Origin of the sequence: Parvularcula maris (genome assembly GCF_024505085.1) — a bacterium.
Classification (GTDB): Bacteria; Pseudomonadota; Alphaproteobacteria; order Caulobacterales; family Parvularculaceae; genus Parvularcula; species Parvularcula maris.
This window is the reverse complement of the sequence record NZ_JANIBC010000005.1, coordinates 139807-160574: the sequence shown is the minus strand read 5'-3', so window position 1 is coordinate 160574 and position 20768 is coordinate 139807. Positions and strand designations below refer to the sequence as shown.

Genomic DNA, 20768 nt, shown 5'->3' with positions numbered 1-20768 from the left:
CCCACGGCGATGGAAAAAGTTAAGGCGCAGATGGCCAAGCTCGGCCCTGCAGCCTTCGGCTTCCTCGCCTTCTTCACCGCGGTGGGCTCGTTCGCGACCGGCGGCTACATCTCCTTGGGCCAGGAGGGGCTGGTGGAGCTGGCGGGCAAATTGAGGACTGAGCCCGACCCCGCGCTCCGCCCCACCCACGAGTGGATCGAGATCGAGAAGACCATCTACCAGCTCGACCGCCGGGAGGACGCCAAATACGTGCTGGCGAAGTTCACACTCCGCGCACCGATCGACAGCGCCGAAGAGGTGCGCCGCCGCCTGCCCGAGGTCGAGTTCGCGCTGCAGACCTATATAAGAGAGCTATCGAGCCGCGAGCTTCAGGGCGCGATGGGCCTCTACAATCTGCGGAATGCCTGCCTCTTTCGGGCCAGGCGCATCCTCGGGCGCGATGCCGTTGACGACATCTTAATAGGTGAGCTCCTAGTCGAGTAAACGAAACCTTTCTTTCCAGGACGAACCGGTGAGTAGGCGTATGAGAACAGCAGCAGCGGTCGACCCCCGGCAGGTGATGGAACGCCTGGCCAATTCGGGCGTCACCCATGAGCGTCTTCCGATGCTCGACGTCGTCTTCGACCGGACGGTCCAGATGCTGACGGAGAGCTTCCTGCACCTGACCTCGCAAGAAGTCGCGGTGCAGCTCGAGGACATCTCCTACGCACGCTTCGCCGACTTCATGGGAGAGCCGCCCGAAGCGCCGGTCATCGCCATCGTGCGCGCGGTGGCTTGGGACCAGAGCTTTCTTCTGATGCTCGACGGGAGCCTGGTCTTCACCATGGTGGAGATCCTGCTCGGCGGTCAGCCGGGTGCGGACTACCGCCAGCGTGCGGCACAGCGCCGCCCCACCTCGATCGAGCTGCAGCTCACCACCCGCATCTTCCGCCTCATCGCCGACCGCCTCGCCGAGGCCTTCGAGCAGATCGCCGAGGTCGAGTTCAGGGTCGAGCGCCTGGAGATGAACCCGCAATTCGCGGCCATTACCCGCACCACTTCGGCCTGCGTCCGTTCGCGCTTCCAGCTCGACATCGCCCGCTCCAAGGGCGAGCTGCAGGTCCTCTTCCCCTACGCCTCGCTGGAGCCCGTGCGCGAGCATCTCAGCCAGATGTTCGTGGGCGACCAGTTCGGCGGCGACCGCTCCTGGCACCGCCATTTCGAGGACGCGCTCAACAAGACCGAACTCTCCTTCGACGCGGTGCTGCACAGCCAGCTCACCACCCTCGCCGAGGTCATGGCGTGGAAGCCGGGCCAGACCATCTCCTTCGAGAGTTCGGGCGAGAGCGAGGTGCGTTTTATGATGGAGGAAATGGAGTTCTTCCGTGGGCCGATGGGCCGCAAGGGCGGCAAGATCGCCGCTCAGGTGGAGGAGATCCTCATCGCTGGCCGCCAGGAGGAGGAAAGCTCCGGCGGCGGGTTCGGGTTCGGTGATCTATGATCAGGGTGGTTCTTCTCGCCGGGGTCTCCACCGCCACCGTGGCGGTGCCCGCCGTTCTTCTCTCCGGCCCTTCGGTCGAGACCCAGCGCCCCGACGAGAACAGCCGCGAGTTCGGCGAGCACGACCGTCCCTGGGCGGAGGATGCGCTGGAGGACGGCTATGTCATCCCCGAAGAGGTGACCCCCGCGGTCAAGCGCGGCCTCGCCCAGTCCCAGGCCAAGGTGCAGGAGATGCTGGAGCAGGACAGCCTGCCCCTCCCCGCAGCCCGCATCTCTTCGATGGCCGCCGTCACCGAGGTGCTCGCCACCATCGGTGCGGAGCGTGAGAAGCTCGATGCAGAGTGGGCGCGTCTCGAGGATCAAAAAGCGGAGGTGGCGCTCGCCAACCGCCGGGCGCTGGAGGAGATCGAGCGCCTCGAGGACCTGCGCGCGGAGGTCACCGCCCTCATCGACGAACTCAAGGTCGAGGAGGACGAGAACCTGCAGCAGGTGGTCGACATGGTCGCCAACATGACGCCCAAGAACGCAGCCCGCCTCCTGCAGCAGAACGAGCCGCGCTTCGTGGTCCAGGTCCTCGACCAGGTGGGCGAGCGCAACGCCGCCGACATCCTATCCAAGATGCAGACAGCCAAGGCCACCGAGCTCATGGAGATCATGGCCGAACGAGGGCGGCCCGACGAGCAGATGTTCTGAGGGTTAGGAAGCCGACCGGACGAAGAGCTCGTTCTCTATCTTATTAAATGCGTTGGTATACACCTCTGCATCTAGTACCGGCTTGTCATCCGACGAATTTTGTCCCCAACCGGACGAAGATTTTCGAGCATTTACGAAGTTCAAACGAACTCGAGTTTCGCCGTTCATTTCTTCAATGGTAGCAGTAGCTCTTGTGCTTGATGTGTATCGGTTTGCTCGCGCGCCGATTAATGCCAGCTCAAGCATATTCGTGGAGGTCTCAGCAGTGCTTTCCGCCGTAATAAATCCTGTAGATACATCAGCTTGCCTAATGGTGTAGCCGAGGTTCTGGAACATAGACATCACGGATGCAAAAGTCTCTGACTTCTCTGCCTCGAATGACCTAGTCTGCATCGACTGTATCTCAAGGGGAGTCAATGAGACTTCGGGAGTAGTGGCGCAAGCGGTCATGAGAATGGAGCACACGGCTAGAGTGGCAAAACGCATAGGTCTCTCCTAGAAGTTACTTGATCGGCTTTGGAAATCCGAGACGACGTCATTCTCATCAAACTTTATGATGAGGGTCATCATTCGGTTAGATTGACTGAAGCCAGCTGTAGAGCGACCTTGACCTGCAAGGATTACTGACCATCCACCGGTTGTTGACTCAGCCTGCGCAACCGTGGCCTGTCTCTGGTAACTCCAAACCTCTCTGCCCGCACCATCTCGCGTGACAATATTTGGGGAGCCGAACGACTCTAAAACTTCAGACTTAGTTGTGCTGTCTACAACAAGGTTGGTCTGAACATTCCCTTGGGTCAGTATCGAATTACGATTATCGACCGGTGTTGGTTCAGTGGCACATGCGGAGACTATTCCGGCAGTGATACCGATTGAAATTAGAAGACTTCGCATACTCGCTCCCAGCTAGGAGAAGTGCGTATGTCGAAGTTAACCAGGAAGCAACAAACTCATGCAGTTGTGCCGAGACCGTCCCGCTACCGCCGCCCGGTCTCCTGCACGATCAGCCGGTCGATCAGCACGCCGGTGATCTCGCCGATGCCAAAGGTGGTCTCGAGGTCCGCCTTGATGGCCTCCTTGATCTCCTCCGGGTTCAGCTTGCCCGGCTTGATCTCGCCGCGGCGTTCGAGCTCGAAGAGGGTTTCGAGCACGGTGGCGCGGACATGGGGGCGGTTGTTGGAGAGGAAGCTGACCTGGTCGTAGGCCTCCACCTCGATATTGATCTCGGTGAGGAGGAAGTAGGGCACCCGGCCGCCGTCGAAGAGCGGGATGGTGAACTGGCCCGCATCGAAGATGACCGCCTCCTCGTCGATATTGGTGCCCTGCTGGCGAATCTTGTCCGACATCTGGGAGATCTCGGCGAGGGCGTAGCCGCCGCCGCCGCAGACCACGGTCAGGATGAGGAGGATGACGATCTTGGGCACGCTTCTCTCTCCTAGAAGGGGACGACGACGTCGTAGACGCGCTGGCCGTAGCCCGGCTGCTGCATCCGGCTGATCGTGCCGCGGCCGCCGTAAGCGATCCGCGCCTCGGCCACCTTGAAGTAGGGGATGGTGTTCTCGCCGGTGATGTCCTCGGGGCGGATGACGCCCGCGATGCGCAGCTCACGGAGCTCCGCGTTGACGCGAACTTCCTGGCGGCCCGCGATGACGAAGTTGCCGTTGGGCAGGCGCTCGGTGACCACGGCGGCGATGCGCAGATTGATGCGCTCGTTGCGGTTGATCTCCCCCTCGCCCCGGCTCTCCGACGAGCTTTCGAGGTCCACCGAGGGCTCGAAGCGGTCGGGCAGCGCATCGTCGAGGGCGCCTGCGATGCCGAAGAGGCTGCCCACCTCGAACTCGTTCTCCGCCTCGCGGCTGCGGCTCGTCGTGTTGCGCAAGCGCGCCTGGTCGGAGATGTCGATCAGCACGGTGAGGATGTCGCCGACATTGTTCGCCCGCTGGTCGCGGAAGAACGAGCGCTTGTTCGCCTCCCAGAGGCTGTTGGGGGACTGCACCGGCGAGTGGTCGGTCGGCATGGGCATACGGACGATCCGGGCCTCGCGCTGCTCACCGGGGTCTCCCACCTCGGAAAGGTCCGGCCCGTCGAGCGGGTTGTCGAAGCTGGCGCAGGCCGAGAGAGCGAGCGCGGCGGCGGAGAGAGCGGTGAGCCTTCTGAGCATGATCGTTCCCTATCGGATGATGACGCGGCCCGGAGCCACGATTTCGGCGCTGACCTGGCGGTCCTGCCCCTTGGCCTGCACACGGACGAGGTCGCCGATGGCCCCTTCGTCCAAAGCACGGCCCATGGAGGAGAGGGTCACGCCGCTCCGGTCGTAGATGATCTCGACGGCGGCGTTCTTGGCCACCACCAAGGGCGCGCCGACATCCTGCGCCCTGATCGGACGTCCGGCCGCCAGCGAGCGGCGGACGGCGAAGCCTTCGAGGTCTTCTGGCAGGATGAACACCTCCCCCGGCACCTGACCGAGCGGCACATAGCGCAGCTCCAGATCATCGAGACCCAGCGTGTGCCCTCGGCGCAGTGTCCTGACGGCGGCGACGACGGGTACGCTGACGACCGCGCGGCCCGAAATGCGGGCGGAGGTAGCGCCGAGAGCGATCCTGGCATCGAATCGGCCCGTGCGGCGGTCGAAGCGGGTGACCTCCACCGTCTCCACCCGCCCGCGAACAGGGGTGATCTCGGCGATACGCACCTCGGCGTCGTCGGAGAGAAGTGCGCTCCGGCGCACCGCCTCCTCCACCTTCTGGACGAGGGGCACCTCTGCCGCGGCCTGACCGAAGAAGAGGAGAAGAGCCGTAATGGATGCAACAAGCCAGGGCATTCAGCCTACCTCATATTGGAGATGCGCTGCGCCATCTGGTCGGCGGTCTCGATGACCTTGGCGTTCATCTCATAGGCCCGTTGGGCGGAGATGAGGTCGGTCACCTCCTCCACCACGTTGACGTTGGAGTTCTCGACATAGCCCTGACGGATCGAGCCGACACCCTCCTCGTCGGGAAGGCCGAGGAAGGGCTGGCCAGAGGCAAGGGTCTCGCGGAACATGTTGTCGCCGAGGGCTTCGAGACCCGCCTCGTTGATGAAGGTCGCAAGGCTGAAGCGGCCCGCGAGCTGGGGCTCGTCCTGACCTGGAACATAAGCGAAGACCTCGCCCGAGCGGTTGACGGAGATGTCCGAGACGTTCTCCGGCAGGGCGATGCCGGGGTCGAGCTCGAAGCCTTCGGGGGTCACGATGGCGCCCTCGGGGGAGAGCTGGAACGTGCCCGTGCGCGTGTAGCTGTTGGTACCGTCGGGCATCCGCACCACGAAGAAGCCGCGGCCCTGGAGCGCGAGGTCGAGCTTGTTGCCGGTCTGCTGCAGGCTGCCCTGCTCGGTGATGCGGGCGACGGCGGCGGGCTTCACGCCGAGACCGATCTGCACACCGACGGGCACGATGGTGCCTGCATCCGAGGAGAAGGCGCCGGAGCGCTGCTGGCTCTGATAGATGAGGTCCGAGAACTCCGCACGCCCGCGCTTGAAGGCGGTGGTGTTGATGTTGGCGATGTTGTTGGAGATGACCTCGACATTAGTCTGCTGCGCCATCATGCCGGTGGCCGCGATCTCGAGAATACGCATCAGTGTCTCCTTATGGTCACGGCCCTGCCCGCCGTGAGTTCAGTTGTTCCGCCTACTGGTTCTTGGACAGCCGGGCGATCGAGTCCTTCTTGGTCTTGTGGATGTCGTTCGAACTCTCCGCGACCTGGGTGTAGGCGCGGGAGAGCTCCATCAGCTTCACGATCTCCTTGACCGGGTTGATGTTCGAGCCCTCGATGGCGAACTGCTGCACCGAGCCGTCCTCCTTCAAGAAGCCCTCGGCGGCGCCGGTGTAGCGGCCGCCCTCCTCCCGCACGAGGTTCTGCGGATCGTTGAAGTCGATGATCCCGATACGGGCGATCTCGATGGGCAGCGGCTCGCCCTCGAGGTTCACCGAGATCGTGCCGGCCTGCGAGATGTCGACGCTCTGCGCCTGCTCCGGGATGAAGATGCGCGCGCCGCCCTGGTCGAGGATCGGCGATCCGTCGAGGGCGGTCAGCTCCTGGTTGGAGTTGATGATCATGCGTCCGTCGCGGGTGTACTTCACCCCTTCGGGCGTCTCGACCTGAAGCCAGCCCTCGCCGACCACGGCCACGTCGAGCTGGTTGCCGGTCTGGTTGATCGAGCCGGTCGAAAGATCCGTATAGGACGCCCGGTCGATCACATAGGAGACGTCCTTGGCTGGACCGCTTTGAAAGGTGTACTGGTCGAACATGATCCGCTCGGCCTTGAAGCCGGTGGTGTTCACATTGGCGATGTTGTTCGCGACGAGCTCAAGCCGTCTGTTGAGGGAGCTCTGATATGAAAGGTTGACGTAGAGGGAGGTATCCACGGCCAAAAGCCCCTTCGAGATGCCTGGCGGACAGCCCGCCTTCGCGAAACGCAGGATTAAACTTCGGGCTCTCAGTTTAAACCCGGATTTCAAGGTGGCTTTATGCGTAGGCTGAGAAGATGGACCCTGGCCTCGGGTGCGGCGCTGGCCGCCCTTCTGCCTGCGGAGGCGGCGGCGCAGCGCAGCGCCTACGGCATCGACTGGTCCTGCGGCTACCGCGACGGCGCGGACTTCGTGCGCAAGATCAAGCAGGCCTATGAGGACGATCTCTCCTGCCTCGCCGGCGCCGGTTTCTGGGAGGAAGCCTACCCCCGGATCGGCGGCGCCATGGACGAGGACCGCCAGCGGCTGAAGAGGCTCCTGGGCGCGGTGCTCGAGGGCAATCTCGAAGGGATGGCCTTCCTCCTCGAGGACCTCAAGGCTGGCCAGGACGAGGCGGCGCTGTGGCTTCTCGTTGCCAACGGCGAGCGGGGGCTGCCTGAATCCACCCGCCGCACCCGGACCGTCGCCGTGAACCTCTTCGCCTCCCTCCCCCCATGGGCTAGGGAGCGGTTCAGCACGCAGCTCGCCGACGCGCTTCTCGCCGAGGGGGACACGAGGGCCGCCCTCACCCTCGCGACCGCCCTTCGAGCGATTGCTACCGAGAAGGACGAGGTGGCCAAGGCCGCGATGATCCAAGCCCGCGTCATCGAGACCTTCGGCGACGTGGACAAGGCGGTCGCCCTATATGACGAGGTGACGGAGATCGGCTCAGACCGCTTGGTCGCCGAAGCCGAGCTGCGCAAGATCGCGCTGATGTGGCGCACCGGCTACGTCAAGACCGACGAGGCCGTGGCGGTGCTGCGCGAGCTCGTCACCGTCTGGCGCGGCGAGAGCCTCGGCACCGGCATCACTCTGGCCTTGGCGAGGGCCTACTTCTTCGACCAGCAGCTCGCCCAGGCCATGCGGCTTCTCTTCTCGGTCTACGGCTCGAACGCGCCGGAGGAGGTGCGGGAGGAGGCGCGCAAGCGCATCGTCTCCCACGCCGAAGACCTCTTCATCCGGCGCACCGACCCCTCGACCATCGGCGACCTGATGGATGTCTACGAGCTAGTGCGCCCTCTCATGGCTGAGGAGGACGAGTTCTGGCTGGGTGACCTGAAGCTTGCCGAAGTGCTGGTGGCGTCGGGGCTGATGGCGAGGTCCGAAACCCTCCTGCGCAACGCGAGCCCCGAAGCGGTGGCGGCGGCGGGCGGGGCCGAAGCCTCCCTCCTCGCCGCCAAGCTCAGCCTCGCCTACGGCGACCGGCAGGGCATTCTCGACCATCTTGCCAAGGTGCCGCGTCAGGGCCTGACGAGCCGCGAGCAGCTCGACCTCGCCGTGATGGAGGCCGAGGGCGCAAAGATCGAGGAGCTAATGGCCTTTCTCGTCCCCGGCGTTCACAGCAATGTCGTCGCGGTCATCGCGCGCAGGGCCTGGAAGGCCGAGGCCTACGGCCTCTACGCCGCTGCCCGCTCCTTCGAGACCGATGGCCAGAGCTGGCGCGAGCCCGCCGCCGCCTACCTCTCCTCCGGCGCGAGGCTGAGCGGCGAGGAGCAGGCCGCCGCGAAGGACACGCGCACCAAGGTGCTCGCCGCCACGCCGAAACCTTCCGTTTACCACGCGGACGACTTGCGCCCTCTCCTCTCGCCTAGCGCGGAGGTTGCAGACTTAGCCCTCAGTTTAACCCAGATCGGGCAAGAGCTGTCCCAGGATACGCCCGAGCCGTCCACGGACGAGCCTGAAGGCGGCAACGCGAAAGACGAGAAAACACGATGAAGTTCGGCGTCGGATTGATCATTGTCACCATCTCCGTGCTCGGCGGCTATCTAGGCGTGGGCGGCAAGCTCGGCGTCCTCTGGCAGCCCTACGAGATCATCATCATCGTCGGCTCTGCCGTCGGCGCCTTCGTGATCTCGAACCCCAAGCACGTCATCTTCTCGACGGGCTCCACCCTGATGGGCTCCATCAAGGGGGACGGCCTCAAGAACGAGGACTATATCGAGCTCCTCTCCCTCCTCTTCACCATCTTCCGTGAGGGGAAGGCCAAGGGCGTGATGAGCCTCGAGAACGATATCGAGCACCCCTATGAGAGCGGCCTCTTCCAGAAATACCCCCGCGTCCTCGCCAAGAAGCGCGCGGTGGCCTTCGTCTGCGACTATCTCCGCCTCATCTCTCTGGGGGCGGAGGAGCCGAAGGAGCTTGAGAACCTGATGGATGAGGAGATCCACACCATCCAGAAGGATCTCTCCCGCCCAGTCACCGCCCTCGGCTCGGTCGGCGAAGCCCTGCCCGCCTTCGGCATCGTCGCTGCGGTCCTCGGCATTATCAAGGCCATGGCCTATGTGAACCAGGCCACGGAGATCTTGGGTAAGATGATCGCCGGTGCGCTCTGCGGGACGTTCCTCGGCGTTCTTCTCTCCTACTCCATCGTCATGCCGCTCGCTGCCCTCATGGCCCAGCGCCGCGACGAGATGGTCAACTACTATTCCTGCATCAAGTCCGGGCTCGTCGCTTTCCTTCACGGCTACCCGCCGCAGATCGCCATCGAGTACTCGCGCAAGGTGCTCATGGACGAGGTCCAACCCTCCTTCGATGATGTCGAGAAGGCCACCTCCGAAGCCATCCGCGCCGCTGCCGCCGACGCAGCCTAAACCCCTCGAAGCCCCAGGGCGGGAGACTGAACCATGGCCGGCAGGCGCAGCGACGACAACGGGATGAACTCCGGCATCTGGAAGATGGTCTATGCGGATTTCACCACCGCGATGATGGCCTTCTTCCTGATCCTGTGGCTCGCCAACACCGCCACCGATGCCGAGCGCGACCTTCTGGCGGACTACTTCAACCCCATCTCGATCAGCCGTGACAGCTCGGGCACGGACGGGGTGCTCTCGGGCCGCGCCAACGACAAGGACGGGGTGCAGACCAACGATCAGGCCCAGGACGATGCGCCCCTGCCCATGGGCGCAGACACCGACACCATGACCGCCACCGGCCCCTCTCTCATGGACGATGTGCTGGAGGGCTCCGGCGACAGCGGCGCCGAGGCTGGCCTTGCCGCCCTTGAACAGAAGCTCAAGCTCGCCCTCGAGACCCGCGTCGATCCGCTCGGCCTTCAAGACGTGGTCTATATCGAGCGGCGCAGCGACGCGGTCTACATCCAGATCCACGACGACCGCGCCTTCAACATGTTCGGCGTCGGCCAGGCTGCCCTCTCCCCCGAGGCGCAGGAGATCTTCAAGGCCCTCGGCGAAGCGCTGCGCACCGTGCCTAACGTCGTGCGGATCGCAGGGCATACGGATGCTTCCGGTTTTAGGACCGGCGGCCGGGGCAATTGGGAGCTCTCCTCCGAACGCGCCAATGCCGCGCGCCGAGTGCTGGAAGAAGCTGGCCTTCAAAGCGACCGCGTCGAGGCCGTCGAAGGCCGCGGCGCCCGTGAACTCGCCATCCCCTCTCGGCCCGAAGACCCCAAGAACCGCCGCATCACGATCAGCGTCCACGCGGATGTGGCGGCGTCGGGCGACCTGCTTTTTTCTCCGGTGAACTGATCAGGCACCCTGCGATCCTCCCCCTTCCAGGGGGAGGTGCCCGAAGGGCGGAGGGGGACTATCAAAAATCGCTTTTGCTGGCGTCGACTCCCCTCCGTCAGCTTCGCTGACACCTCCCCTGAAGGGGAGGAAACGGCGCACGCCACCCCAACCCTTAACATTCCCCTACTGACCATCAGCCCGCGCTTTATGCCGGTTTAAACGAGCTGTCCTACCCCGCCTGATGAGAAGGAGCGCCCGCGCTCCGCCCATGCAACTCAGGCCGAGGACGGAACGATGTCGATTGGTAGTGCGCTTCAGACAGGTGTGAACGGGCTGAGGGCCCAGGCGACGAAGCTCGCCACCATCTCGGACAACATCGCCAACTCCTCCACCGTCGGCTATAAGCGCTCCACCGCCCAGTTCTCGACCCTCGTCGTCAACGGCGCTGGCGGCGGCTCCTACACGGCGGGCGGCGTCACCACCCAGATCAGGACCGAGGTCTCCCGCGCCGGCACCATCCTCGGCAGCGATACGAACACGGACCTCGCCATCGCGGGCCGCGGCTTCTTCGCCGTCGCCAGCCAGCCCGACGGCACCGGCTCGGCGGTGACCCGCGCAGGCTCCTTCCGTGCCGACCAGTTCGGCAATCTGCGCAATGATGGCGGCTACTACCTCCAGGGCTTCGCGCTCAACGCCGACGGCACCTATGCCAATGGCGCGCCGAGCCTGACCACCTTCGACAGCATGGAGACGGTCAACATCGCCTCCATCCAGGGCTCCGCCCGTCCAACCACGGAGCTGAACTACGCAGGTAACATTCCCGCAGGCGCCGCAGGCCCCTTCCAGGCGAGCGTTCAGTACTTCGACGAGTTCGGCGGCAACCAGACCATGACCCTCAACTGGGTGCCGAACGGCGCTCCGGGCTCGAACATCTGGGACCTGCAGATCTTCGACGGCACCACCGCAGGCCCGCAGATCACCACCATCGCGGGCATCGACTTCACCGGCGGCACGGGCTTCACCGCAGGTACGCCGGACTTCCCCGCCGGTGCTCCGGCTGCAGGGCCTGGCTACACGGTGACGGGCTGGGACGAGGCGACCGGCTCGGTCACCATCCAGCTCCCCGGCCCCGCCGCCCAGGAGATCACCATCGCCCTCGGCGACCAGGGCGGCCTCAACGGCATCACCCAGTTCGGCGGCGATTTCACCCCTCAGACCAATGTGGACGGCTCGGCGCTGGGCAAGCTGCAGCAGGTGGACATCGAAGAGGACGGCACGCTGGTCGCGATCTTCGACAATGGCGAGGTGCGCCCCGTCTACCAGATCCCGATCGCCGATGTGGTGAACCCGGAAGGTCTGACGGCGGTGGACGGCAACGCCTTCACCCTTTCCGCCAACTCCGGCGACCTCCGCGTGGCGGTGGCGGGCTCGGCCAATACCGGCACCATCTCCGCCGGTGCACTCGAAGGCGCCAATGTGGATGTGGCCCAGGAGCTGACCGCTCTCATCGAGACCCAGCGGGCCTACTCATCCAACGCCACCGTCGTTCAGACCGCAGACGAGATGCTTGAGGAAGTTTCAAGACTCGGCCGCTAATACCACACCTGCTGTAGACTGAAGGCTAACCATGTCGCTGACGACCGCCCTCTTCAACGCCAAGTCCGGCCTCGCCTCGACCCAGAGGCAGGTGGCGGGCACGTCGAACAACATCGCCAATGCACGCACCCCCGGCTATGTCGCGCAGGAGGCGCGCATCACGGCGAACAACACGGCAGGGATCGGCAGCGGCGTCAGCGCTTCCGTCGTCAGAAGCCCGGTCGACAGCATCCTCCTCCGCGATGTACGCGCCGAGGCGGGCAAGCTCAGCCTCATCGACGTGCGCGCTGGAGCCATCCAGCAGCTCGCCCAGGTCTCCGGCGATCCGGGCGACGAGCGCTCGGTGGCCTCCTCGCTGACCAAACTGGAGACCGCCTTCCAGCGCCTCTACGACAGCCCCGAACGGCCCGAGCTCCAGCGCGAAGTGTTCTTCGCCGCGCGGGACCTCACCGACAAGTTCGCCGCCGCCCAGGACGCCATCAAGACCTCGCGCGAGGCTGCCGACCGAGAGATCGCCGTCGGTGTCGCGACCGTCAACGACGCCCTTTCCAGCATCGCCGACCTCAACCTCAAGATCGCCGAAGGCCTCGGCAATCCGGACATCGAGGTCTCGGGCATCATGGACGAGCGCGACCGCCTGATCGACGTGGTGGCCGAGCAGATCGGCATCAGGACCTTCACCCGCGACCGCGGCGAGGTGGTCATCACCACCACCGAAGGGGTCACCCTCCTCGACGGTACGCCGCGTGAGATCACCTTCACCCGCACCACCTCGATCGACGCCAGCACACGGATCGACGCGACCCCTTCCCTTCTGTCGGGACTGGAAGTGGACGGCTTCGGCATCGAGCCAGGCCCGCTGGCCGGTCCCCAGGCCCTGCGCAGCGGCGCCATCGCCGGGCACTTCCTCGCCCGCGACGTGGACCTTATCACCTATCAGGAGCAGCTCGACGCCCTCGCCAAGGAGGTCGTGGTCCTGTTCCAGCAGTCCGACGCCCAGGTGGCGGCCCTTCGCTACGGCGCCTTCAATGGCGGCCCCGAAGCGCCGGTGGACGTGCCGGGCCTCTTCACCGATCTCGGCAACGGGGTCGATCCGACTGCAACGGATGCGGATATTATCGGCCTCGCCAGCCGTCTTCGGGTGAACGACCTCGTCAACCCCGACGCACCCGGCGGCGACCTCACGAGGCTCCGCACCGGTATCGTGGCCACGTTCCGCGACGATGCGGCAACGCTCGACTTCTCGACCTTCCCCCCGACCGTGGGCGGACCGGCCTATGACAACCCTGGCTCTCCCACCTTCGACGGCTATACGGATCAGCTCGAGAAGTTCCTGACCGGCCTCGCCGCCCCCAGGCCGTTCGCTCCCAATGGCGGGCTGACCTCCGAGACGAGCCTTCAGGCCTTCGCGAGCGAGTTCGCCAGCGGCATCCAGACCGACCGGGCCAACCTCGAAGTCCTCTCCGAGCGCAGCCGGGTGATCTTCGACACGCTGGAGATCCGCAGGCAGAACGAGAACGGCGTCAATGTCGATGAGGAGAGTGAGAAGCTTCTCGAGCTCGAACAGGCCTACGCCGCCAACGCCCAAGTCATCAACGTGATCGCCAGGATGTTCGACGAACTCCTCGCCCGCGTCGCGTAAGGGAGCCCTTCGATGAAACCGATCTCCACCTTCGGCCAGACCACCCTTCGCAACACCCAGCTCCGCCGCCTCGAGGGCGAGCTTGCGACCTCCAACAACGAGCTCTCGACAGGCAAGAAGACCGACGTGGCCCGCTCGCTCGGCCCCGGCCTCATCCGCCTTCAGACCATCCGTGATCAGATGGAAGTGAACGAGAGCTATATCCGCTCCGCCGAGCTCTTCAAACAGCGCTACGACCTGATGGAGAACTCCTTCTCCCAGGTCGAGGCGGCGGCCCAGGACCTCATCAAGGTGGCGACCGTCAACGGTGCGGACGCTTTGGACAGCGCGTTCTCGATCAACCTTGTCGCCGACGGCGTTCTCGACAGGATCGCCAACGTCCTCAACGTCTCGATCGGTAGCCGATACCTCTTCGGCGGCGCCAATGTGAACGAGCGCCCGGTCCAGCCCTTCGACGCTCCGAACGCGAACGGCGTGCGGCCCAACGAGGTGATCCAGGCAGCCATCGAAGGCACCGGCCCGGCGGCGCCCCTCAATACCGGCGTCGATCTCAGCCTGCCCGCTAGCAATGCCGAGGCGCTGGAGCTGCTCGCCCGGTTCGAGTCGATCTTCGGCGGCGCGAACTTCGCCGCAGGTGCCCCGCTCGACGATTTCAGCTTCGAGGGCAACCTCTTCAACGGCGAGATCGGCGGCGCGCTCTCCGAGATCCGCCTGGCCAACAACCAGTATCTCCGTATCGAGAACGACCAGTTCGTCCAAGGGGTGCGCGAGCTCTTCCAGGGCGCTTTCATCCTGTCCTCGCTGGACTTCGACCAGATCCCCGATCAGGAAGCCTACCGCACCATCATGACGGGCCAGGACGGCCCTCCCCCGGTGCCGGGTGCCCTCTCCCTCATCACCCGCGGCCTCAGCCAGATTCAGGAGAGCCGTACCCAGATGGGTCTGCAGTACCAGCTCGTGGACAGCGCCGAAGAAGCACTGCGCAGCCAGAACGCCCTCTACAACAACCAGATCGTCGGCATGGAGAATGTCGACCGCGCCGAGGTTACCACCAGGCTCCTCGACATCGAGAGCCAGCTCCAGGCGAGCTACACCGTGACCGGCCGGGTGATGCAGTTAAGGCTGTTCAACTTCGTCAGGTAACTTTAGGGCGGTCAGCTCGCAGAGTTGGCCGTGTTTGTTGAGTGCCGAGCACTGAGCGCGGCCAGCTTCGGTGACCGCCCTACTCTTTTCGGCGCTTTCCCATGGCGACGCGTTAGCGGCGTCCATGGGACCCAACTCCTGTGGGTGCGATGATGTTCAGCGTTCAGGTGATGGGTCCCACGGACCGCTTCGCGGCCGTGGGAAGGCGCCTAGAAGGAAGCGCCCAGCACTTGTGGCTGCCCTCCTTCGCTTTGGGGGCAGTTATGGGGATACGGGGGCGCGCGGGCGTGGCCACGGCTGGTGGTGGTTGTTTATTCTAGGGTCGGCCGTGGCCTGAAGTGACCAAACCACCGCCCGCTCGCTAGGTCTTCTTCTTCTGGCGGCCGATCCGCAGCTCTCGCCATCCGCCTGTCACTACACAAGGCGCGAAGACCCGCCCGGACCCAAGAGAAGTGACGTCTCTCCCCCGCAAGGCCGGATGAGGGGAGCATAGAACAGGGCGAGAGGGCGAGGATAAGTCCGTAGGGTGGACGCCGGTAGGCGGCCACCTGTACCAAGGCCCAACGCTGCAAGGTGGCCGCTGCTCGCGTCCACCCTACAGGGTTGCGGCGCTCACAGATGTTTGGGGGTGGGCAGCCGCCCTACGCTGCCTTCTTCTTCGCAGTCAGCGCCTTGCGCCCTCCCCCGCCAAGGCGTTGGACGACCGTGTTCTCCGGCTTGTCCATCTTGTAGCCGCGGCAGTAGACCGTCTCGATGAACTGCTGGCCGCCGGTGGCGTCCGACAGTTTTTTCCTCAGCTTGCAGATATAGACGTCGATCACCTTGTCGAAGGGCTCGCAGTCCATGGATCCGTAGACGGCGGAGTAGACGCTCTCCTTCGAGACGACCCGGCCGATGTTCTGGGCGAGGTAGGAGAAGATGGCGTGCTCGCGGTGGGAGAGCTTGATGCGCTCGCCAGCAACCTCGGGGTCGCGCCCGTCGTAGAAGATCGTCAGCTTGCCGAGCTTGAAGGCGGTGGATGCCTGGCCCAGCGCCCGGCGGGAGCGGGCGAGGATGCGGGCTTTCAGCTCCTCGGCGTTGAACGGCTTGACCACGAAATCGTCCGCGCCCGCGCTGAAGGCCCTGATGGCGAGCGCCGGGTTTTTCACGTCAGATAAAAGAATGATGGGTGTACCGCCTGCTGAAGCATGAAGCTCCTCGATCAGGCCGCAGGGCTCCTCCACCGAGCCGACCAGGATCGCACCGTAATGGGTGAGGTCGCGGCCCGCGACGGCCTCGATCTCTTCGCTGGTGGACAGGATGTCGACGTCGATCTGTGACTGCGCGCAGCGGCCCTTGAGCGCTTCGGCAATCACGGCGTTCGGTTCCAACAGGATAATCCGCATGCTTCCTCACCGTATCTGTGGCGTCCCTTTTGCCCTCGGGCCGCCGCGCCCGTCGCCGTCCGAAACTTCTGCCGGGACGAGGAGCTAACCTTGTTTGAAAGTAAATTGGTGGAGAAAGTGTTCGCATACCGCCTATCCAGGGTAGGCACACGCCTTGCCATACAACCTATCCGATAGCGGGCGGTTGAGTGATCCTTTAAAGTCCGTTTCATCAGCGCGCCTATGATTGCGCCCATGTCTTCTTGGCTCATCAGCGCTGCTTCACGACTGCGCAGGCGGAGAACCGCCTTGGCTGGGACGCTGCTCGCCCTTGGCAGCGCCCTCCTACCCCTTGCCCCCTTGGGCGCGAACGCCTCGCGCCTGAAGGACATCACCAAGATCGAAGGTGTCCGCGAGAACCAGCTCATCGGCTACGGCATCGTCGTCGGCTTGCCCGGCACCGGCGACCGGACGCAGAACGCGCTGTTCACCGAGCAGTCCGTGCGCGCCATGCTGGAGCGCTTCGGCGTGGCCCTGCCCACCGACCGCATCCTGCAGACGAGGAACGTGGCCGCGGTCATGGTCACCGCCTCCCTGCCCGGTTTCTCACGCGGCGGCGACCGGATCGACGTGACGGTCTCGGCGCTGGGCGATGCCCGCTCGCTTCAGGGGGGCACGCTGCTGGTCACCCCGCTGACCGCCGCCGACGGCAATGTCTACGCTGTCGCCCAGGGACAGCTCATCATCGGCGGCTTCCAGGCACAAGGCAACGCCGGTTCGGTCAGCCGCGGCGTGCCCACGCAAGGCCGCGTGCCCGAGGGCGCCACGGTGGAGCGGGAGCTGGCCTTCCCGATCAACGATCTCGACCGGGTGCGGCTGATCCTCAAGAACCCCGACTTCACGACGGCGAACCGCATCGCAGGCGCCATCGACGCGCGCCTCTCCGGACGCTTCGCCCGCGCCGTGGACCTCGCCACCGTCGAGGTCACCGTGCCCGCCGCCTATCAGGGCGAGGTGACGACCATGCTGGCCGACCTCGAGAGCATCGACGTGGAGGCTGACGAGGTGGCCCGCGTCGTCGTCGACGAGAGCTCAGGCACGATCGTCATCGGCAACAATGTCCGCATCTCGCCAGTGGCCATCACGCACGGCAACATCACCATCCGCATCTCCGAGCGGCCCCAGGTCAGCCAGCCCTCCCCCTTCTCCCGCGTCGGCGAGACGGTGGTGGTGCCGCGCACAGACATCGTGGTCGAGGAGGAGCTCGGCAACGGCTTCCAGGTAATCGAGGAGAACGTGACCCTGCAGGAGCTGGTCGACGGCCTCAACGCCATGGGGGTCACCCCGCGCGACATGATCTCGATCCTCCAGACCATCAAGACGTCCGGTGCGCTTCAGGCGGAGCTGGTGGTCCAATGACGGAAGTTGCCCCCCTCCAGCCCCTCGGCGCGGAAGCCTCCCCCGAGCTCGACATCGCGGGCGCGGCCCGCCGCCTTCAGGCAGCCAAGCCCGACGAGGCTCGCGAGGCGGCGGAAGGCTTCGAGGCCGTGTTCCTCAACCAGTTCGTGGACACGATGTTCTCGGGCATGAAGACCGACGGCCTTTTCGGCGGCGGCAATGCCGAGAAGATGTGGCAGGGCTTCCTCGTCCAGCACATCGCCGACGCTTTTGCGGCCAGGGGCGGGATCGGCATCGCCGACATGGTGATGGCCGAGATCAACCGCATCTCCGAGCTGCCCGAAGACCTCCCCTCCCCCACTGAAACGCCTGGGATGAACCCGGACGCCACCACCAGCGAGAACGCCGACCATGAAAGAGAACGTTGAGCGCCTGAGCCGGGAAGAGCGTGAGAGCCTCTTCCCCGAGTTTCGCCGCGATGAACGGGCGCAGCCCGCGCCGGAAGCTGAAGCGGCGGTGGAGCCGACCGCCAAGCCCAAATCCGAGCCCCTGGTCCTCTCCGTCATGGCCAAGCTCGCCGACGTGCTTCGCCGCGAGACCGAGGTGATCAAGGCAGGCGACTTCGAAGGCTTTGCCGAGCTGCAGCGGGAGAAGAGCGATCTGATCCGCCAGGCCGAGCGGCTGGAATACAACCGGGGCGCGATGCGGGCCGTCGAGGACCTCGACCCAGGCGAGCTGCAGGCCAGGATCGGCGGCTTCAACAAGACCGTCGAGGGCAATATGCGCGCGATCGGCGCGGTGAAGGATGCGATCGGCCAGGTCCGCTCCCAGGCCATCCGCAAGCTCGAAGACGAGAAAGGCGACGGGGTCTATAGTAAAGATGGTGCTAAGAAAAGTCTCCAGCACCTGTCCCTAAACGGGACGCAAGTTAAGCTCTGAATTTCACGACCGCTTAACCTAGCCCCCCTAGCTTCATCCCAGCACTCGGTTCGTGAGGGACCGCATTGCCCGGCGTCAGAAGGCGCTCCTGTCAAACTTGAGAACTCAAGGAGCCCAAACCAATGGCATCTCTGCTTACCAACGCATCCGCGCAAACCGCGCTTCGCACTCTTCGTTCGGTTCAGTCGAACCTGCAAGAGACCCAGGACCGTATCTCCACGGGCCTGAAAGTTCGCAGCCCCAAAGAAAACCCCGCCTTCTTCCTCGTCGCTCAGACGGTGAAGGGTGACGTTGCCGTTCTCGACGGCCTGAAGGACAACCTGACGGTTGGCGTCAACACGGCGAAAACCGCTTCGGCCGGCCTCAGCGGCATCACCGAAGACATCAACTCCATCCAGTCCGCGCTGACCACCGCGCAGACCGGTACGGCGCTGAAGGAAGTTCAGTTCGCCATCGGCCAGGTCGTCGAGCAGATCGAAGGCCAGATCGACGCCACGTCGTTCAACGGTGTGAACCTGCTTGCTGGTTCCAAGACCACCACGCTGACCACCACCCTGACCCGCGACAACGGTTCGTTCGAGCTCAGCACCTTCACCCTGCAAGCGCAAAACCTCGACAGCCTTGAGCTGGCCGGTGTGGCTCAAGGCGGTTTCACCGTCGCCCAGGCTGAAGCTCAGTTCGACGCACTGTCGCGTGCCTTCAACTCCGGCTTCGGTGACCGGCTCGACGAAAATGGCGACGGCAGTGTCGACCTGACCCAGGGCGCGAACTCCGACTCCGTCATCACCCGCGAGCAAGGTGCGGCTGCGGAAACCTCCGCCAACGCCTTCACCTTCTACGGCTCTGAGGAAGACCGGAACTTCCTGGCCTCGATCGGTATTGCCACGTCCAACCTCGGCAAGGTCGGCAACGACACCAGCCGTGACGTGATCGAGATCACCGACATCACCGCAGCGCCGAGCCAGGCTCTCGTCGATGCGTACTACACGGACGGTGACTCCGGTGGCGCGAACCCCTACACCTTCGCCGGTGTCGCGGGCTACACGAACGGTGACGAAGTTGCTGCGGTGGACTACAACGCCTCCAAAGCCAACGCCTTCGCCACCGCTGGCGGTGACGCGTTCGCCTCGGGTGCCGCGTTCCTTCAGAACGCTGTCTTCTCCGACAGCAACCTGCGTTCGTTCGCCAACGACTCCGGCTTCCGCGCCGTGGCTCGTCAGATCGACGTCGCTGGTGAGACCACCGGCAACGTTCAAGCCGGCTTCGTCATCGCCGACAGCCTGATCGCTCGCGTCAACATCTCGCAAACGGTCATCGGTGTGTTCGAGTCGACCCTCGACAGCCGTCAGAACTTCCTTTCGGACCTCACCGACAGCCTCGAGCTCGGCGTTGCGGCCCTCACGGAAGCCGACCTGACCGAAGAGTCGAGCCGTCTGCAGAGCTTCCAGGTGCAAGAGCAGCTTGCCACCCAGGCGCTCTCCATCGCCAACCAGCGTCCGCAGTCGCTGCTCAGCCTCTTCCGTTAATCGGCAGGCCCCAAACACCGGCCCTCGGGATCATCCCCGGGGGCCACCCCCTTCCTTCTTAGGTATCAAACCAAGAACAATCAGGACGAGAACGATCTATGTACGGCAGGGCCCAGGCGAAAGCCGCCTACAAGCAGACCATCACCGAGACAGAAGATCCGCGCGCGATCGAGCGCAAGGTCTTCCTCCAGATCACCGGTGAGCTCGAACGCGCCTCGCGCGAAGAGCAGTTCCCCCTCTCCAGTTTCGCTCTCGACGCGCTCAGCAGGAACCAGAAGCTCTGGGGTGAGCTGATGTTCGACTGCGCGTTCCAGGACAACCCGCTTCCCGACGAACTGAAAGCCGGCATCATCTCGCTCGCGCTCTTCGTCGACCGCCACACCCCCGAAGTGATCTCAGGCGACAAGACCATGGCGCCCCTTCTCGAGATCAACCGCAACATCATCAAAGGACTCGCCGGAGAAAAACCGGAAGCCGCGCCCGAAGAAAAGACCGAAGGCGCGGAGCTACAAGAAGCGAGCTAACCTCATGGGACTTCGTCTGAGACTGCGCCCCAACGAGCGCATCATCGTCAACGGTTGCGTGCTGACCAATGGCGACCGCCGCAACACCATTACCGTGTCGAGCTTCGGCCAGGTGCTTCGCGGCAAATACGTGCTGCAGCCCGAGGACGCGAAGACCCCGGTGCGCCAGCTCTACTTCGCCATCCAGATGCTCCTGATCTCGGGCGCCGACGAGAAGGCCCTGCGCCATGCGTCCAAGCTGGGCGCCTATGTCTTCACCCAGGTGACGGAGAACGACGCCAGAGCGGCGATCCTCGAGGCGATGGACCAGGTCCACCTTCAGGACTTCTACAAGGCCCTGGTGCGCCTTCACCCGCTGCTCGAGCTCGGTACGGAACAAGAAGCGGCGCCCGCCGCCTCCCCCGACGTGCCGCGCGAGTTGGCCGCGGAGAACGAGGCGTTCCACGCCGCCGCAGAGGCGCGCATCAACGATCAGCAGCTCAGGGCTGCCAGCTAGGAACCGGTCACGCGCCGG

At 64.5% G+C, this 20768-nt stretch carries 22 protein-coding genes; 15 read left to right on the top strand and 7 right to left on the bottom strand.

Translation table 11 applies throughout. The features are described 5' to 3' along the window. Positions 1 to 9 precede the first annotated feature (9 nt). The 3 genes from NOG11_RS08950 to NOG11_RS08940 are packed head-to-tail and all read left to right on the top strand — an operon-like array spanning position 10 to position 2172. Positions 10 to 483 carry a flagellar basal body-associated FliL family protein gene (locus NOG11_RS08950; RefSeq protein WP_256619411.1) on the top strand — a complete coding sequence of 158 codons (474 nt, stop codon included), beginning with the start codon at positions 10 to 12 and terminating at the stop codon, positions 481 to 483. Between the two features lie 40 nt (positions 484 to 523). Beyond that, positions 524 to 1480, top strand: a complete 957-nt coding sequence (locus NOG11_RS08945; protein ID WP_256619410.1) for a FliM/FliN family flagellar motor switch protein — start codon at positions 524 to 526, stop codon at positions 1478 to 1480. Next, positions 1477 to 2172 (top strand): MotE family protein, encoded by a 696-nt coding sequence (locus tag NOG11_RS08940; protein WP_256619409.1) that lies wholly within the window; start codon positions 1477 to 1479, stop codon positions 2170 to 2172. Before NOG11_RS08945 ends, NOG11_RS08940 begins: the two co-directional genes overlap by 4 nt. 3 nt (positions 2173 to 2175) lie before the next feature. On the opposite strand, the gene NOG11_RS08935 is transcribed toward NOG11_RS08940, so the two are convergent. The 6 genes from NOG11_RS08935 to NOG11_RS08910 form a co-directional block, all read right to left on the bottom strand. Beyond that, entirely contained in the window at positions 2176 to 2658 is a 483-nt protein-coding gene (locus NOG11_RS08935) for a hypothetical protein (RefSeq protein ID WP_256619408.1), read from the bottom strand. Positions 2659 to 3149: 491 nt separating this feature from the next. After that, complete coding sequence (locus NOG11_RS08930) at positions 3150 to 3596, bottom strand: flagellar basal body-associated FliL family protein (protein ID WP_256619407.1); 447 nt, start codon at positions 3594 to 3596, stop codon at positions 3150 to 3152. A gap of 11 nt (positions 3597 to 3607) precedes the next feature. Then, positions 3608 to 4333 carry a flagellar basal body L-ring protein FlgH gene (gene flgH, locus NOG11_RS08925; RefSeq protein WP_256619406.1) on the bottom strand — a complete coding sequence of 242 codons (726 nt, stop codon included), beginning with the start codon at positions 4331 to 4333 and terminating at the stop codon, positions 3608 to 3610. A gap of 9 nt (positions 4334 to 4342) precedes the next feature. Continuing rightward, positions 4343 to 4993 carry a flagellar basal body P-ring formation chaperone FlgA gene (gene flgA / locus NOG11_RS08920; RefSeq protein ID WP_256619405.1) on the bottom strand — a complete coding sequence of 217 codons (651 nt, stop codon included), beginning with the start codon at positions 4991 to 4993 and terminating at the stop codon, positions 4343 to 4345. A gap of 5 nt (positions 4994 to 4998) precedes the next feature. Next, positions 4999 to 5784: a flagellar basal-body rod protein FlgG gene (flgG, locus tag NOG11_RS08915; RefSeq protein ID WP_256619404.1), complete on the bottom strand. Its 786-nt coding sequence runs from the start codon at positions 5782 to 5784 to the stop codon at positions 4999 to 5001. Between the two features lie 52 nt (positions 5785 to 5836). Further along, positions 5837 to 6574, bottom strand: coding sequence for a flagellar hook-basal body complex protein (locus NOG11_RS08910; protein ID WP_256619403.1), 738 nt, complete (start codon positions 6572 to 6574; stop codon positions 5837 to 5839). 102 nt (positions 6575 to 6676) lie between these two features. On the opposite strand from NOG11_RS08910, the gene NOG11_RS08905 reads away from it, so the two are divergent. The 6 genes from NOG11_RS08905 to NOG11_RS08880 all read left to right on the top strand — a co-directional run bounded on the left by NOG11_RS08905 (position 6677) and on the right by NOG11_RS08880 (position 14503). Further along, positions 6677 to 8371 carry a tetratricopeptide repeat protein gene (locus NOG11_RS08905; RefSeq protein ID WP_256619402.1) on the top strand — a complete coding sequence of 565 codons (1695 nt, stop codon included), beginning with the start codon at positions 6677 to 6679 and terminating at the stop codon, positions 8369 to 8371. Then, the gene (motA, locus tag NOG11_RS08900) at positions 8368 to 9246 is read left to right on the top strand and encodes a flagellar motor stator protein MotA (RefSeq protein WP_256619401.1); all 879 of its coding nucleotides are present in this window, start codon (positions 8368 to 8370) and stop codon (positions 9244 to 9246) included. Before NOG11_RS08905 ends, motA begins: the two co-directional genes overlap by 4 nt. A gap of 33 nt (positions 9247 to 9279) precedes the next feature. Then, positions 9280 to 10140, top strand: coding sequence for an OmpA family protein (locus tag NOG11_RS08895; protein WP_256619400.1), 861 nt, complete (start codon positions 9280 to 9282; stop codon positions 10138 to 10140). 276 nt (positions 10141 to 10416) lie between these two features. Next, complete coding sequence (locus NOG11_RS08890) at positions 10417 to 11718, top strand: flagellar hook protein FlgE (protein WP_256619399.1); 1302 nt, start codon at positions 10417 to 10419, stop codon at positions 11716 to 11718. Positions 11719 to 11749: 31 nt separating this feature from the next. Then, entirely contained in the window at positions 11750 to 13360 is a 1611-nt protein-coding gene (flgK, locus tag NOG11_RS08885) for a flagellar hook-associated protein FlgK (protein WP_256619398.1), read from the top strand. 12 nt (positions 13361 to 13372) lie between these two features. Next, a complete protein-coding gene (locus tag NOG11_RS08880) occupies positions 13373 to 14503 on the top strand; it encodes a flagellin (RefSeq protein WP_256619397.1) in 1131 nt (376 codons plus the stop codon). 641 nt (positions 14504 to 15144) lie between these two features. Here NOG11_RS08880 and NOG11_RS08875 read toward each other — a convergent pair. Continuing rightward, positions 15145 to 15888 carry a response regulator transcription factor gene (locus NOG11_RS08875; RefSeq protein WP_256619396.1) on the bottom strand — a complete coding sequence of 248 codons (744 nt, stop codon included), beginning with the start codon at positions 15886 to 15888 and terminating at the stop codon, positions 15145 to 15147. 288 nt (positions 15889 to 16176) lie between these two features. On the opposite strand from NOG11_RS08875, the gene NOG11_RS08870 reads away from it, so the two are divergent. The 6 genes from NOG11_RS08870 (at position 16177) to NOG11_RS08845 (ending at position 20750) form a co-directional block, all read left to right on the top strand. After that, complete coding sequence (locus NOG11_RS08870) at positions 16177 to 17286, top strand: flagellar basal body P-ring protein FlgI (protein WP_256619395.1); 1110 nt, start codon at positions 16177 to 16179, stop codon at positions 17284 to 17286. Next, positions 17283 to 17693, top strand: coding sequence for a rod-binding protein (locus NOG11_RS08865; protein ID WP_256619394.1), 411 nt, complete (start codon positions 17283 to 17285; stop codon positions 17691 to 17693). The genes NOG11_RS08870 and NOG11_RS08865 overlap by 4 nt, the downstream gene beginning before the upstream one ends. After that, positions 17677 to 18204: a flagellar protein FlgN gene (locus NOG11_RS08860; protein ID WP_256619393.1), complete on the top strand. Its 528-nt coding sequence runs from the start codon at positions 17677 to 17679 to the stop codon at positions 18202 to 18204. The genes NOG11_RS08865 and NOG11_RS08860 overlap by 17 nt, the downstream gene beginning before the upstream one ends. A 122-nt stretch (positions 18205 to 18326) precedes the next feature. Further along, positions 18327 to 19730, top strand: coding sequence for a flagellin N-terminal helical domain-containing protein (locus tag NOG11_RS08855; protein WP_256619392.1), 1404 nt, complete (start codon positions 18327 to 18329; stop codon positions 19728 to 19730). 98 nt (positions 19731 to 19828) lie between these two features. Continuing rightward, positions 19829 to 20254: a flagellar biosynthesis regulator FlaF gene (flaF, locus tag NOG11_RS08850; RefSeq protein WP_256619391.1), complete on the top strand. Its 426-nt coding sequence runs from the start codon at positions 19829 to 19831 to the stop codon at positions 20252 to 20254. Positions 20255 to 20258: 4 nt separating this feature from the next. Next, on the top strand, positions 20259 to 20750 hold the full coding sequence (locus NOG11_RS08845) for a flagellar biosynthesis repressor FlbT (protein ID WP_256619389.1): 492 nt from the start codon (positions 20259 to 20261) through the stop codon (positions 20748 to 20750). Positions 20751 to 20768: the final 18 nt, after the last annotated feature.

Coding starts and splice junctions, on each gene's coding strand:
- NOG11_RS08950 (WP_256619411.1), top strand. CDS start 10: ATGGAAAAAGTTAAGGCGCAGATGGCCAAGCTCGGCCCTGCAGCCTTC.
- NOG11_RS08945 (WP_256619410.1), top strand. CDS start 524: ATGAGAACAGCAGCAGCGGTCGACCCCCGGCAGGTGATGGAACGCCTG.
- NOG11_RS08940 (WP_256619409.1), top strand. CDS start 1,477: ATGATCAGGGTGGTTCTTCTCGCCGGGGTCTCCACCGCCACCGTGGCG.
- NOG11_RS08935 (WP_256619408.1), bottom strand. CDS start 2,658: ATGCGTTTTGCCACTCTAGCCGTGTGCTCCATTCTCATGACCGCTTGC.
- flgH (WP_256619406.1), bottom strand. CDS start 4,333: ATGCTCAGAAGGCTCACCGCTCTCTCCGCCGCCGCGCTCGCTCTCTCG.
- flgA (WP_256619405.1), bottom strand. CDS start 4,993: ATGCCCTGGCTTGTTGCATCCATTACGGCTCTTCTCCTCTTCTTCGGT.
- flgG (WP_256619404.1), bottom strand. CDS start 5,784: ATGCGTATTCTCGAGATCGCGGCCACCGGCATGATGGCGCAGCAGACT.
- NOG11_RS08905 (WP_256619402.1), top strand. CDS start 6,677: ATGCGTAGGCTGAGAAGATGGACCCTGGCCTCGGGTGCGGCGCTGGCC.
- motA (WP_256619401.1), top strand. CDS start 8,368: ATGAAGTTCGGCGTCGGATTGATCATTGTCACCATCTCCGTGCTCGGC.
- NOG11_RS08895 (WP_256619400.1), top strand. CDS start 9,280: ATGGCCGGCAGGCGCAGCGACGACAACGGGATGAACTCCGGCATCTGG.
- NOG11_RS08890 (WP_256619399.1), top strand. CDS start 10,417: ATGTCGATTGGTAGTGCGCTTCAGACAGGTGTGAACGGGCTGAGGGCC.
- flgK (WP_256619398.1), top strand. CDS start 11,750: ATGTCGCTGACGACCGCCCTCTTCAACGCCAAGTCCGGCCTCGCCTCG.
- NOG11_RS08880 (WP_256619397.1), top strand. CDS start 13,373: ATGAAACCGATCTCCACCTTCGGCCAGACCACCCTTCGCAACACCCAG.
- NOG11_RS08875 (WP_256619396.1), bottom strand. CDS start 15,888: ATGCGGATTATCCTGTTGGAACCGAACGCCGTGATTGCCGAAGCGCTC.
- NOG11_RS08865 (WP_256619394.1), top strand. CDS start 17,283: ATGACGGAAGTTGCCCCCCTCCAGCCCCTCGGCGCGGAAGCCTCCCCC.
- NOG11_RS08860 (WP_256619393.1), top strand. CDS start 17,677: ATGAAAGAGAACGTTGAGCGCCTGAGCCGGGAAGAGCGTGAGAGCCTC.
- NOG11_RS08855 (WP_256619392.1), top strand. CDS start 18,327: ATGGCATCTCTGCTTACCAACGCATCCGCGCAAACCGCGCTTCGCACT.
- flaF (WP_256619391.1), top strand. CDS start 19,829: ATGTACGGCAGGGCCCAGGCGAAAGCCGCCTACAAGCAGACCATCACC.
- NOG11_RS08845 (WP_256619389.1), top strand. CDS start 20,259: ATGGGACTTCGTCTGAGACTGCGCCCCAACGAGCGCATCATCGTCAAC.